The sequence below is a fragment of the Salibacter sp. genome, from assembly GCF_031581065.1.
Classification (GTDB): domain Bacteria; phylum Bacteroidota; class Bacteroidia; order Flavobacteriales_G; family Salibacteraceae; genus Salibacter.
The window spans coordinates 42,417-56,983 of sequence record NZ_JAVLBN010000004.1 but is presented as its reverse complement, the minus strand read 5'-3'; the positions used below and the strand labels follow the sequence as shown (position 1 = coordinate 56,983).

General features: G+C 40.9%; 9 protein-coding genes. 2 read left to right on the top strand and 7 right to left on the bottom strand.

Features of this window, described 5'->3' with window-relative positions; genetic code table 11:
- Positions 1-3: 3 nt before the first annotated feature.
- Both RI557_RS01965 and rnr read right to left on the bottom strand, forming a co-directional pair.
- Positions 4-1,659 carry a TlpA disulfide reductase family protein gene (locus RI557_RS01965; RefSeq protein WP_310681732.1) on the bottom strand — a complete coding sequence of 552 codons (1,656 nt, stop codon included), beginning with the start codon at positions 1,657-1,659 and terminating at the stop codon, positions 4-6.
- Complete coding sequence (rnr, locus tag RI557_RS01960) at positions 1,649-3,817, bottom strand: ribonuclease R (protein WP_310681730.1); 2,169 nt, start codon at positions 3,815-3,817, stop codon at positions 1,649-1,651. Before rnr ends, RI557_RS01965 begins: the two co-directional genes overlap by 11 nt.
- Before the next feature lie 91 nt (positions 3,818-3,908).
- On the opposite strand from rnr, the gene RI557_RS01955 reads away from it, so the two are divergent.
- Entirely contained in the window at positions 3,909-4,424 is a 516-nt protein-coding gene (locus tag RI557_RS01955) for a ferritin (protein ID WP_310666944.1), read from the top strand.
- Here RI557_RS01955 and RI557_RS01950 read toward each other — a convergent pair.
- From RI557_RS01950 to RI557_RS01940, 3 genes are read right to left on the bottom strand one after another with little or no spacing between them, the layout of a single operon-like run.
- The gene (locus RI557_RS01950) at positions 4,421-4,558 is read right to left on the bottom strand and encodes a DUF2256 domain-containing protein (protein WP_310681728.1); all 138 of its coding nucleotides are present in this window, start codon (positions 4,556-4,558) and stop codon (positions 4,421-4,423) included. The two genes, RI557_RS01955 and RI557_RS01950, sit on opposite strands and share 4 nt — an antisense overlap.
- Positions 4,548-5,393, bottom strand: coding sequence for an SDR family oxidoreductase (locus tag RI557_RS01945; RefSeq protein WP_310681727.1), 846 nt, complete (start codon positions 5,391-5,393; stop codon positions 4,548-4,550). Before RI557_RS01945 ends, RI557_RS01950 begins: the two co-directional genes overlap by 11 nt.
- A gap of 51 nt (positions 5,394-5,444) precedes the next feature.
- Positions 5,445-6,389: an NAD-dependent epimerase/dehydratase family protein gene (locus RI557_RS01940; RefSeq protein ID WP_310681725.1), complete on the bottom strand. Its 945-nt coding sequence runs from the start codon at positions 6,387-6,389 to the stop codon at positions 5,445-5,447.
- Between the two features lie 461 nt (positions 6,390-6,850).
- Between RI557_RS01940 and polA the strand changes: the two genes are divergently transcribed.
- Positions 6,851-9,634: a DNA polymerase I gene (gene polA / locus RI557_RS01935; protein ID WP_310681723.1), complete on the top strand. Its 2,784-nt coding sequence runs from the start codon at positions 6,851-6,853 to the stop codon at positions 9,632-9,634.
- A 41-nt stretch (positions 9,635-9,675) separates the two neighbouring features.
- On the opposite strand, the gene RI557_RS01930 is transcribed toward polA, so the two are convergent.
- Entirely contained in the window at positions 9,676-12,117 is a 2,442-nt protein-coding gene (locus RI557_RS01930) for a M43 family zinc metalloprotease (protein WP_310666939.1), read from the bottom strand.
- A gap of 17 nt (positions 12,118-12,134) precedes the next feature.
- A complete protein-coding gene (locus RI557_RS01925) occupies positions 12,135-14,504 on the bottom strand; it encodes a M43 family zinc metalloprotease (protein WP_310681715.1) in 2,370 nt (789 codons plus the stop codon).
- Positions 14,505-14,567: the final 63 nt, after the last annotated feature.

Genomic DNA, 14,567 nt, shown 5'->3' with positions numbered 1-14,567 from the left:
TTGCTATAAGACTTCCTCAACAACACCCTCAGTCTCTTTCACAAACTCATCATAAGCTTTACCTGTAGCCGGTCCATTAAAACCAGTGTGTATGTGAACAATTTCATGTTCGCGGTTGAGAATAATCATTGTGGGAAAACTCATGACTTTGTCCAATTCGGGAATAGCTTTCTCTGCGTTTTGAGGTGTGTAACCGGTTAATAAAACCTCATACGGAATTCCCAGGTCCTGAACGGCCTTTTGAACAATCAGCTTTGCTTTTTCAAAAGAACTCTCGCGCTCAAATGCCAGGCTGATAATTTCCAATCCGCGCTCATTGTAGTTTTCATAGAGTTTTTTCAAATATCGTGTTTCGTCCATGCAATTCGGGCACCACGTCCCCATCACATTTACGACAACAGCTTTTCCTCTATATCGCTCATCATCCAGCGATACTTTTTCACCTTCAAGATTGGGAAAAGAAAAAATCATTTGTTTTTCAGTCGACTTTGTCAGCTCGACCGGATCGCGAAGTTCAGCATTCTCATTGCGCTTCGCTTTTAGTTCAGACTTGTAATGAGTCCCGCTGTAAAAAGATCCTTCGTATTGGTCAGATCCTGAAACACCTCCCTCAAAATAAAAGGCGTGACTGCCGTCAAAAGTGGAAAGCCTGAACGAATCCCCTGTTACACTTCCCGATAAATAGCGGTAGTCTCCCACTTCTGTCCTAATTGTTCCGTAAAGCTGAGAGCCGGATTGTTCAAACAATGCAATGGCCGGCATAGTGGTATCTTCCTCGATGATCTGCAATTCCCATTTTCCAGAAAAATCAACCTCTGCTTTTCGATACGATTCAGGCATTTCAAGAGTTCCCGTAACCGGAATTCGATAGTCAGATCCTTTGTCGAGATTGAGCCAGTAGCCTTCAATCCGGTTGTCGCTTATCTTTAAGTGAAATTCACTTTGAAAAACCGGTAACTCTGCAATTGTTGAATCACCGCTTTGCGATAGTGGAACAGCGATTCGCTCAAGATTATTGAAAATCACCAGTGAGTCGGCTTTGAGACTGGCTCTGACCATTAACTTCTTTTCATCCGGTAAGTGAAAAGTGAGTTTGTATGGCTTTGATTTGTTGACAAATACGGATCTGACCGAAAAAGCTTCATCCAAAACCTTTTTCACGTTTTGAGATGACGTAATCGAGTAGCCTCTGCCGGCTGTGTAAGTAAGGTTCTGATCAAATTTGTAAACGATGTTTTCCTTGTTCGCCTCAAAATGCGCTCGTTTTAATTTGCCTTTTTGATATTCGTAAACAGCCTCTTTGATTTTTGCGCTCTCTTTATCAGAATAATAACGGTAGATTTTGAGTTTGCTGAGCGGTAAATAAGCTGAGTCTATTTGATATTTTGGCTTGTTGCCCAGCGTATTGAAGTTTTCAGCTTCAATGAATGGCAAGAGCTCCTTATTCCAGTCTGGTTTTTCAATCAGCGCTGTATCCTTTTTGCCTTCCCTGACTGCAATCTTGTACAGCTTTGTGTTTTGGTTCGCGAGTTTTGCTGTATCCCGGGCGATTTTATACGTGTGCTCAAATGGCTTTTCATCTCCTGTTGGCCCCAGTTCATCGAGACAGGATGTTAAAAGCGAAAGTGAAAAAACGGCAACTAAAAGTCTATTCATCATCTTCATCAACTAATTCAAATTCTAATCTGCGGTTGTACAGATCAGCATTTTTAACCTTAATTTGAATTTCATCGCCCAATTGTAACACTCTTCCGTAATTATGGCCTACAATTCGGTGATTTTTTTCGTCAAAATAGAAGTAATCCCCATCGATTTCACGCAAGCGGATCATCCCTTCACATTTATTTTCAATTATTTCCACGTAGAGCCCCCATTCAGTAACACCTGAAATGACACCGTTAAACGTTTCGCCAACACTTTCGCGCATGTACATTACCTGGAAGTATTTAATCGAATCGCGCTCTGCGTTAGCTGCCTCGCGCTCTTTTTCACTTGAGTGGTTGCAGATGTTTTGGTAATGGTCCTGGCTGGCGTTATTTCCGCCTTTAGCGTAGCGATCCAGTAAACGATGAACCATCATATCAGGATACCTCCTGATGGGTGAAGTAAAGTGCGTGTAATAGCGAAACCCGAGTCCGTAATGCCCGATGTTATCAGTGCTGTATTCTGCTTTTGCCATCGTGCGGATAGCGAGTGTTTCAACCATTGTTTCTTCTCGCTTGCCTTGAACTTCAGCCAGCAATTGATTGATGTTTTTCGAAACCTCATCTTCTTTGGCAAACGAATATTTGTATCCAAATTTCTTGATAAAAGCACTGAAATCAGCCAGTTTTTCTGGATCCGGAGTATCGTGAATTCTGTAAACAAATGTTTTTGGCTTTGGATTTTGCCTGGTTATTTTCCCAATATCTTCAGCGACCGTGCGGTTTGCCAGCAACATAAACTCTTCGATGAGCTTGTGAGCATCCTTTTGCACTTTGAATAAAACGCTATCCGGCTCATTTTTTTCGTTGAGTTTAAACTTCACTTCAACTTTGTCAAAAGCAATTGCCCCGGCTTGCAGCCTGCGGTTTCTCATTTGCTTTGCCATGCTGTTGATCACGGTCAGAGCCTCACTGTGCTTGCCCTCGCCCTTTTCGATAACTTCCTGTGCTTCCTCATATGCAAATCGGTTGTCAGATTCGGTAACTGTTCTGCCGACCCAGTGGTTCTGAACATGGCCGTTTTTATCGAGCTCAAAGACACAGGAAAAGGTGAGCTTTTCTTCGTTGGGACGCAACGAGCAAACTTTATTGGAGAGTATTTCAGGCAACATCGGCACAACGCGATCGACCAAATAAACAGATGTTGCGCGCTCCACAGCCTCCTGATCAACCATGTCGTTTTCTCTGACATAATGCGTGACATCAGCAATGTGGACGCCTATTTCATAATTGCCGTTTTTAAGTTCTCTGAATGAAATAGCATCATCAAAGTCTTTGGCATCGTGCGGGTCAATTGTGAATGTTTCCACATCACGCATGTCTCTCCGTTTTTTGATTTCTTCATCAGAAATCTCAACCGGAATATTTGCTGCTGCCTGTTCAACTTTTTCAGGAAATTTTTGCGGGAAGCCGTATTCGAATAAAATGGAACTCATTTCCACTTCATTTTCGAGTGGATCTCCTAAAACATCGATCACTTCACCAAACGGACTACTGGCATCTTTGGGCCAGTCTGTCATTTTAGCGATTGCTTTTTGGCCGTTTTCAGCACCTTTCAGTTTATCGAGCGGAATGTAGAGGTCAACGAGCATTTTGCGATTATCGGGGACGAGAAACGCAAAATTTTTAGATACTTCAATAACTCCTACAAACTCTGTTTTAGCTCGTTTTACGATTTCTGTGATTTGCCCTTCAGGCTTTTTCCGCTTTTTACGAGCTAATAGAAACACTTTTACCGTGTCCCCGTGAAGAGCGTGTCCCACAAATTTTGGCGGAATGTAAACATCCTCATCGAGTTGTTCTGTTTTGATATAAGCTGATCCGCTTTGGGTCATATCCACAACACCTTCTATGAAAGCGCTGTTTTTCCCCATCTTGAATTTTCCGCGCTGCTCTTCTTTTAGCGTCTCCTTAGCTGCCATTTCATTCATCATTTGCATAATGAGTGTTCTGGTATGCGGATCTGTGACCCCCATCGTTGCAGCTATTTGTTTGTAGTTATGTAGTTTATTTGGGTTCTGACTAATAATGTCAATTATAGCGCGTTGAAGTTTTTTCTTTGGAAATTTACCCGAATTCTTGGGTTTGCCCTTAGGCTTTTTATTCTTTGCCATATAAACGAAGAAAAATTAGTATTTTGAGGCTGAATCAAAATTCAGCATTCTTAGTATAGTTAAATGTTCACAAGATAAAAAGTTGTCAACAATGATTTCGAAAAGCATAGAGAAAAAGTTAAATGAACAGTTAGCAGCAGAGGCTGCATCATCACAACTCTACCTGGCGATGGCTTCATGGGCAGAGGTAGAAGGTTTTGAAGGAGTTTCAGGGTTTTTGTACAAACAATCAGAAGAGGAACGCACACACATGCTCAAGCTTCTCAAGTTCATCAATGAACGCGGTGGCGTGGCAGAAGTTCCGGAACTGGCAAAACCTCCTGTTAAGTTTGAAAACATGCACCAGGTTTTTAGTGATATCCTCGAACACGAACAGGAAATAACCAACAAAATCAACGAACTGGTTCACATTACATTGGAGGAGAAAGATTACACTACTCACAACTTTTTGCAGTGGTACGTAAGCGAGCAAATTGAAGAAGAAGCTCTCGCCAGGGCAGTTCTCGACAAACTAAAGCTGGTTGGTGATCAACAGGGAAGTGGTCTTTATTTATTTGATCGTGACATCATGAACATCAGTGTAACATCAGCGAATGACGAAAATTAATTTTTATTTCTGCGGCATTTTTCGCTGCAATAAATAACATTTTCCCAGTTTTTCTCCCATTTTTTGCGCCAGGTAAAGGGCCTGCCGCATACAGGACATGTTTTGACCGGAAGGTGTGGCTTTTTATGCGGCATCACTTTCGGTCAGAACCTGTTTTACCAGCTTTTCGCTCTCCTTCCATAGTCTCTCGCGGTTCTCTTCATTTTGAGCTATTGATGCCGTTGATGCCGGCTTTTTCTTTTTCCAGTAGAGTCCGCTTTTCTCGTAGCCTTCGTCACTTGTAACAAGAAAAATAGATGTTTCAGCTCCTTTTTCCGGTTTGATCATGAAAGGCTTGAATAGTTTCAACAGCACTTTTAAAAACCCTTTGAAGTCACTCCCGAATTTCGTGTCAACAACACCCGGATGTAAGGCATTAGCAGCTATACCTTTATCCTTTAGCTTTTCATGAAGTGACTGAGCAAAATAGATATTGAAGAGCTTGGCATTTCCGTAAGCCTTCATTGAGGAGTAGCCATTTTCGAGTTGAAGATCATCAAAGTCTGGGTTGGCTTGTTTATGAGCTTCAGAGCTCACATTGATTATTCTTGGTTCTTTCCCTTTTTCGAGTAAGGGTACAAGCTCATTTGTCAGCAAAAAATGCCCGAGATGATTCATTTGAAAAGTGAGCTCCAGGCCATCTTTGGTTGTTTGTCTATCTGGGATTATTCCACCAGCATTGTTCAGGACAACATCTAAGCTGTCAAAGCCAACTTTCACTTTTTCAGCTGCACTCTTCACTGATTTTAGATCGGCTAAATCGCAAAATATAAACGTGCTTTGAGCAGGTTGAAGCAACTTCTTTTGGAGTTCTTTAGTCTTTTGCTCGTTTCGGTTCAACATAATAACATGATGCCCCTCTGCATTGAGCTTAAGAGCTGTTTGCCGCCCTATTCCAGATGTGGTTCCCGTGATAACGATTGTCTTCATAAACGAAACTCCTTTCAATCAAGACAAAACCTAAGTAAAAATGTTGAGGGTTTACCCGACAACTTTTTTCAATTTAGAAAGCATTGTATCCACGAGCTCAGGAATATCATATTGATGTTGCCATCCCCAGTCTTTACGAGCATGAGAGTCATCAATACTCGAAGGCCATGAATCGGCAATTTCCTGCCTGAAATCAGGTTTGTAAGAAATTTCAAACTCGGGGATGTGTTTTTTGATTTCATTCGCCAAATTTGCCGGATTAAAACTCATTGCCGATAGGTTGTAGCTACTGCGAATTCTCACATCATCAGCATCAGCTTCTGTAATATCGATTGTTGCTTTAATCGCATCATCGATGTACATCATGGGTAAAGCAGTAGATTCATTGAGGAAACACTCAAATTTTTTGGATTTTAACGCCTGATGGAAAATATCAACTGCATAATCAGTCGTTCCACCGCCCGGCAATGTCTTCCAACCAATTAGACCGGGATAACGAATAGAGCGCACGTCAACACCCCACTTCCGGTGATAATATTCGTTCCATCTTTCTCCTGCCTGCTTTGAAATACCATAAACAGTATTAGGGTCCATGATGCAGTCCTGAGGCGTATTATCTTTTGGAGTAGTAGGCCCAAAAACAGCAATTGAACTCGGCCAAAACACTTTTTTGATCAAACCTTCTTTAGCTAAATTTAGCACATTAAAGTGCCCTTCCATGTTGAGCTTCCAGCCAAAAGCCGGTTGTTGCTCAGCAGTTGCTGAAAGGAGAGCAGCGAGGTTGTAAACAGTTTTGACATTGTACTTTTTAACGATCTCAGCAAGCTTGTCTTTATCGAGAACATCGAGCGTTTCAAAAGGATCACTTTCAGTTTGCGGTTCGCGAATATCCGTTGCAATTACACGGTCAGAGCCGAATTTATCACGCAATGTCGATACTAAATCGCTCCCTACCTGCCCGAGAGCTCCCGTCACTAAGATCGTTTCTTTTGCCATAATCAAAATTTGCAGCAAATGTAGGAGAAGCATTCAAATATTGAATATCAGATAGAAGAAAGCACAACAAAATAATATTTTGTGTTTTTTAATTGATCTTTTAGTTTCGTGGTGAACTTAATCCAATTAACTATGACTTTTATAAAAGTAGCAGGCTTTTGCGTGGCCTTTACAGCGCTATCATTTTCATTTCAATCTTGCAAAGGAGAAAAAGTAGATCAGTGTAAAGACTTGTCCTCAGACACTCAGTGCGAAAGTTGTTGCCATTCAAATGGTTTTAACGGCTATAAATTCAACAGCACTAAAAGCGAGCCGTGTGAGTGTATGTAATTGCAGATTAATTTTATATTATGTTCACCCGGCTTTTTGCCGGGTTTTTTGTTTCTAGAAAATCTTCAAAAAAGCTGAGGTAATTCCGCATCATCATTACCTTTACACTTTTCTAGAAAAACAACTTTCTCATGCTCACAAAGGACACAGATAAAAAGCTATTCCTGCTCGATGCTTACGCGCTCATTTATCGCTCTTATTTCGCTTTTAGCAAAAACCCGCGTATCAACTCCAAAGGGATGAACACCTCAGCTGTATTTGGTTTTGTGAATACGCTCTACGATGTTATCTCAAATGAAAAACCAACTCATATCGCTGTTGTAATCGATCCTCCCAGTCCGCCCAAGAGAACTGAAGATTATACAGAATACAAAGCAAATCGCGAAGACACTCCTGAGGACATCAAACAAAGTGTTCCGTACATCAAAAAATTACTCGAAGGGTTCAATATTCCGCTTGTTATGGCTGATGGATACGAAGCTGATGACGTAATAGGTACGCTTGCTCACCAGGCAGAAAAGGAGGGCTTTATCACTTACATGATGACTCCCGATAAAGATTTTGCCCAATTGGTCTCTGAAAACGTTTTCATGTACAAGCCGAGCAGAATGGGAAATGCTGCAGAGGTTTGGGGCATACCGGAAGTGAAAAAGAAGTTCAGCATTGAGCGCCCCGAGCAGGTTATTGATATTTTGGGAATGTGGGGTGATGCTGTCGACAACATCCCCGGTGTGCCGGGAATTGGCGAAAAACGCGCTAAAAACCTGGTTGGCGAATACGGTAGCATGGAAGAAGTTTATGAGCATCTTGAAGACTTTAAAGGTAAGATGAAAGAAAACCTGGAAAACAACCGTGAGCAGGCTTTCATGAGCAAAATGCTAGCGACTATTTTAATTGATGCTCCTGTCGAGTTTAACGCAAAAGAATACGAGAAATCAGATTGGGACAAAGAGATTCTGAAAGAGATTTTTACAGATCTGGAGTTCAGGAGAATGAGCGAACGCATCTTAGGCGAGAAAATAGCACCCACTGAAGGGCAAATGGATATGTTCGCTACGGAGCAAAATGGTGATTCCGGATCTGACCAAAAAGAGATTGAAATTTCAAATCTCGATAATACGGAGCACGACTATAAGCTTGTTGATTCAGATAAAGGAATTGAGGATCTGACCAAAAAATTACTCAACGCTGATGTGTTTTGTTTTGATACTGAAACGACATCGGTGGATGCTCACAACGCTGAGTTAGTTGGCCTGGCATTTTCTCTTAAAAAAGGTGAGGCTTATTATGTTCCGTTTCCTCAAGATCGCGATGAATGCCTGAAAAAACTGAAAAAGTTTGATGACGTTTTTAAGTCAAAAGCTTTAAAAATTGGTCACAATGTGAAATATGACCTGAATGTGCTCAAGCATCATGAAATGGAGGTTTCTTATCCGCTTTTTGATACAATGATTGCTCATTACTTAACAGATCCTGAGAACAACCGAAGAAGCATGGATGTGTTGGCTGAGACGTATTTGCACTACAGGCCAAAGCCAATCTCTGATTTAATCGGCAAAAAGGGAAAGAACCAAAAAAGTATGCGCGAGGTTGCTATTGAAGATGCCGCAGAATATGCCGGTGAAGATGCTGACATCACTTTACAACTGAAGGGTGCATTGGAAAAAGATCTGAAAAAGGGAAAAGAGCAAAAGATCTTTGATGACATTGAAATGCCTCTTGTAAACGTGCTCTCTGACATGGAGTGCGAGGGAATCAAAATGGATCGTGACATTCTTGACGATTACTCAAAAAACCTTCAAAAAGAGATCAGCTCGATTGAAAAAGAGATTTATGAAATTGCCGGTCATGAGTTCAACATAGGTTCACCAAAACAGGTTGGTGAAGTTTTATTCGATGAATTAAAAGTTACGGATAAGCCCAAAAAGACGAAAAGCGGTCAATACGCTACGAATGAAGAAGCTTTACAATCTATTGCCGGCAAGCACGAGATCGTTGAGCAAATACTGGAATACAGAGAAGTTGTGAAACTTAAAAACACGTATGTTGAACCGCTTCCAAATCTTATTAACGAACGAAGTGGTAGGATCCACACCACCTTCAACCAGGTGAGAGCAGCTACGGGCAGGTTGAGTTCTGACAAGCCCAATTTGCAAAATATACCGATCAGAACCGAACGTGGTCGATACATCAGGCAGGCTTTTGTTCCCAGAAACGATGACTTTACACTCATGGCTGCTGACTACTCTCAGGTAGAGTTGAGAATCATCGCAGCTCTGGCTAAAGAAGAAAACATGCTGGATGCTTTTAATAGTGGCATTGACATTCACGCCACAACTGCATCAAAAGTGTTTGGTGTTGAGCTAGATGATGTAACACGTGAAATGCGCAGTAACGCTAAAACCGTCAACTTTGGAATTATTTACGGAATATCAGCTTACGGACTCTCACAGCGAATCAATATTTCACGAAAAGAAGCAAAGGATATTATCGATAACTATTTCGATAAATATCCAAAGATCAAGACCTACATGGATAAACAAATCGAGTATGCCCGTGAACACGGCTACGTGGAAACCGTTTTGGGTAGAAGGCGCTACTTGCGCGACATCAACTCCAGAAATGGAACAGTGCGCGGCTTTGCTGAACGAAACGCTATAAACTCTCCCATTCAGGGAACCGCTGCCGATTTGATCAAAATCGCCATGATCAACGTTCACAAAAAGCTCAACAAAGACAACTACAAATCCAAAATGCTTTTACAGGTGCATGATGAATTGGTTTTTGATTGTCACAAAGACGAGCAGGAGAAGTTGATTAAAATGGTGAGCAAAGAAATGTCAGGAGCTTTAGATCTCAATGTTGAACTTGAAGTTGAGGCTCAAACTGGCTCAAACTGGTTAGAAGCTCATTAAATAAAAACCCCCAACGAAATTTTCGTTGGGGGTATCTTTTTTTATCGTGCGATTACGAGTCGTTTTGTGACGGTCGTATTGTTTGTTTTGATTCTGACGTAATAAACTCCTTCAGCCAATCGGGAAGTATTTAAATACTGGTCAGATCCGGAGTTAGCAACTTTATTGATTACGTTGACTCCAACAGAATTATAGACCCTAATTGAACCTGGATTGTCAATTCCGGAAATAACTACCCTGCTATTAGCCGGATTTGGATACATGCTAATTTCAGTGTCTTGTTGATTGTCTGAAATAGAAGTAGCGCCACCACCAGGAGCTGTGGTAAATCTCCACGTTTCACTCCATGGCCCGGAGGTTCCATTTTCAACTACGCGAACTCTCCAGTAATAAGTTGTTGCACTATCCAGATTGTTAAGTTGTCTTCTCGTATCTGGGCTTGTCGATAAACCCAACCCTACGGGCTGGCTGTAAGACTGAAGCCAACCAGAGTTAAAAGATGGAACACGGTCAATCTCTATTTCATATTCATCTCCACGAGCAGCAGCCCAATTGAGCTCTGGACTAGTACTAACATCAGTATCTGCTAGTTTTGGAGAAATGAGGATTACAGAATCGCTCAGCGTTCCTTCAATATTGATGTCATCAATGTATAAATCATTTCCACCATTCGACTGGAACCTAAAACGGAACCTAAAATTAGGAGAAAGATATTGTGAAGGAATTGCAATTGAATTATCAGCCCAATCATCATCGGTAAGATTGTTGAGTGGAGCATTTATGGGATCTGTACTGGCTAAAATTGGTCCTACCAACGACTCAATGAATGACCAGGATCTTCCACAATTAGTACTCACCTCAACTCTCAAAATATCAAAAGAGCCATCTCTTTGAGCAAAAGCAGACTTAAATGTTAAAAATGCCGTATCCATGTTTTCGAGACTGTAAACAGGGCTTTCTGCAGTAGCTTCTCCAGCTCCACTGCTAAAGAAATTGTTCAATTTAAGAGATTGAGTACCCGTGTAAGAATCAAAGCCGCTAACTTCCCAGCCAAACTGTTGAGAAAAATCATCGAGAATCCAGCCTTTATCTATAGCCGGTTCAGAAAATTCAAATGATTCAACAAACGGAACATTTTCTCCAACACGGGGCAAAATCTTAACAACGTTGGACTTTACGACTGATGCCGAGTCAAGACTATCAAAAACGGTTAGCTCAACATCGTATGTGCCTGGCTCTGTGTAAACAACCTTTGGGTTAGCATTATTACTTACCATCGGTTGAGCGCCTTCAAAAGACCAATCAAAGTTTTGCGGGTTGAAAAATGAGCGATCAAAAAACGAAACAGTATCGCCAACACAAGCGATTAAAGGTTTTCCTGTTTCACATACCGCTCCTGATGGCTGTGTTCCTGTGATATTGATTTCAAAGTCGGCCTTACAAACTGATTCACTAAAGTTTACTAAACCAGTTGAAACAAGATTCGCCTGACTCGTTAAACTTTGTAAAACCGGAATATTATTCAGAACCGAAATCATTCGTGCTTTTTGACCAAGTGAAAACATGTTTTGACAATCGTCATAACTCATGTAGTTCTCTATTTGATCAACTACATCAGTAGTAAAGGAGCTAGGTCCCTGCGTGTCATTTGAACAGGTGTTTTGTCCGGTATTGCAGCCAAATGTAGAATTAGCTGATGGTGGCGTATCACAAACTCTATCCCCTGAATTACTGCAATTACCTCCACAACCGCTTTGAAAAGTGTGGTAGAGATTAAAGCAATGACCCACTTCATGAGTAAGGGTGCGGCCATCAGAAACTGATGTTCCCACTCTTCCAAGTCGGTCATGACGCATTACAATTCCGTAGTTGTTCCAATTACCTCCGGGAAACTGAGCGTAGCCTAAAACGATTCCGCCTCCGCCTGAGTTTCTTACAGAGTTTACAATCCAAATATTCAAATAAGAATCTGCCGGCCAATAACTAACATCTTTTACGTTGTTATTTGCTCCGTAAGTATTAGAAGGATCATTGATACGAACTACACCATCAGTGCAATTGCCGTTTGGATCGAGGCGTGCGAGTTCAAATTCTACTTCAACATCTGCTGCAACGTTTTGAAAAACTGAACGAGTAGCATTAGTATCAGCATTAAGCCTTCTAAAGTCCTCATTAAGAACATCTATCCCATCCTGAATTTGATCGAGAGATATATTACCCAAACAGTTGTCATGAACAACATGCACAACAACCGGAACTTTATATTGAGCGGGCCCTGAAGATCTAATACTCCTGGAAGAAATGTTTGGAATGTGAGTTTCAGAACCCATTTTAGAGATTCGCTTATATTCCTCTCTCAACTCAGGGTTCTCGTTGAGCATTTGCTCCATGTAACTATCGGTGCCACACCAGTTATTCTGGTTCTGACCAATAGTGAAAACAGAAGCGAAAAATAGCGCTCCTAGTAAAAATATATTTTTCATCTTGCTTCCCTTCTTGACTACCTTACAACAACTCGTTCTGTAATTCGTTCAGAGCCAATTGTTGTTTCCAACAAATAAACTCCTCCTGATAGCTGATCAACATTGAGCTGAACAACATTTTCACCCGTAGATATAGTTTGTTTAGAAAAGAACACTCGCTGTCCTGTCATTGAATAAATCGAAAACTCTGCTGGTTTATCCTCATTATTTAACAGTCTAACGTTGATCTGTGACTCAACTGGGTTGGGGAATACTGTAAAATGATACTTTTCTTTTAAGCTTTCTTCAAACCCAACTCCTGTTTCACTAATCGTAAACTCCCAAACATCACTCCATGGGCCCGGATTGCCATTTGTTACATAGCGAACCCTCCAAAAGTATGTCGCGTTAGGATCAAGCCCGGTAACATCGTACTCTGTGTCAGGGTTATCAGGATCTACAGATATCTTTTGTTTTGTGGTTGATACAGGATTATTAAAGGCTATATTGTCAGAATATTGAAACTCATATTCTGAAATACTTTCTCCTGTTGGTTGCCACTGGAAAGTAAAATCACTTGGCAGTTTTGTTTGACCATTGAAAGGGTAAACAAGGCTTGGTGTATCATTCCAGTCACCAGTAATATTGACATTATCAATATATAGATTGTTGTTTCCTTCTGCTTCAAATTCTATTTTGATTCTCGCATTATTGCCATTGAGTGGAGCACCTAAATTATCTATAGAAAAAGCGCGCCAATCACTCTGTGATGATGGTGTAAAAGCTCCATTTACCCCTGATGCGCTTTGAATAAACGGACCAATTTCATTGAACACCTCAGTCCATGTTTCACCACAGTCACCAGAAATGTATATTTTCAACCTATCCTGCCCTGATCCACCACTTTGCATAGCATAAGCAAGGTCAAAACTCAAATCAAACTGATCATAAACCGATAAATCAACTGTTTCACTAATAGCTTTATATGGTTTGTCATTAGAATTAGAGTAGTTTGTCATTTTAAGACATGCTCCTCCCTGCTTACCATTAATTTCATCAAGTTCAAAGCCGAAATTTGAGTTATTATCTGAAGTGTACCATTTGATATTTGGAGTTTGGCTGACGTTCTCGAAGTCTTCAGTGTAAGGCATAGAACGGCCAACAGGATTATTAACCATTACAAATCCGTCCTTAAGTTCAGATTTTTGGTTTCCATTTTGGAATGAAGTCAACAAAACATCATAAACACCAACCTCTGGATAAAAGACTACTGGGTTTTTATTGTTTGAGGTAGACTGCAATGAACCAGAAAGGTTCCAGCTCCAGCTTGTTGGATCATACTCAGATCCATCCAGCAATCTGAGAGAGTCACCCAAACAAATTGTAGCATTTTCAGCACTGAAATCTGCTGAGTAAAGCTGGCCAACGCCTGTTTCATTTAAGTTTTGCTGTGACCACAAGTTGTTTCTTCCTGCAACACCTGAGTTAGCTGCAGCTCTCATACGGTCGATTTGCCCTTCAGTAAACATAACTGGACAATTCGAGTAATCCATGATATTTTGAACATTATCCAGTGATCCGCAAGACACCTGTGTAGTGTTGCATGAACCAAAAGTTCCTACTGTATTAGGTGTATCCTGTACGAAGTCATCATCGCCACAATTCTGAGTTTGGCCAGGGCTATTTGACTGCCCCCAGGGGTGTTCAAGGTTAAAAAAGTGTCCTATTTCGTGAGGTAAAGTGTGACCGTCCCCTCCGGCAGCTGTTCCAATTGTACCAACGTAAGTGTGTTCTGAAACAATTCCGTCCTGAGATGGGTTCCCAGCAGCAACACTGGGGAGTAAGGCATAAGCTGCTGCTCCAAAGTTGATGTTAGCAACAGTCCAAATGTTCAGATACTTTTGCGGAGGCCATTGGTTGATCTTAGCTGTTTGATCACCAACATTCGTAGCTGACGATACAATACGGTCTATACCATTCGTTGAATTTCCATTCGGGTCTTTTCTGGCAAGGCGAAACTCGAAATTCGCATCTCCTATTCTGCCTTCAAAAGCAGGTACCACATTTGAAAGGTCAGCATTGGATTTGCTAAAATCCTCATTTATCTGACGCATTGCGTCTTTAATTTGTGCTTCACTGATGTTTTCTGACCCATTTTGATGGACTACGTGAAAAACAACTGGTATGACAATTTTATTATTACTCGTAGCTCTGGAGCTAATGTAATTTTGAGTGAAGTTTTCTAACTCTTTTTGAGCTGATTCAATAATAGGGCTAGATGATGGATTTTGTTGTAATAACTGCTGCTCAGCATGGTTCATTCCACAGGGCTGTTGAGCGAATTGTGTAAGTGAAATAGCAATTGCTGAAAGGGTTAAAACAAGTTTTTTACTACTTAAAAAAGCCATATATTTTATTGAATTTGTGATAAGTTAAGTGCGAATATAACTTTTTTATAAACGCTTTTTTTG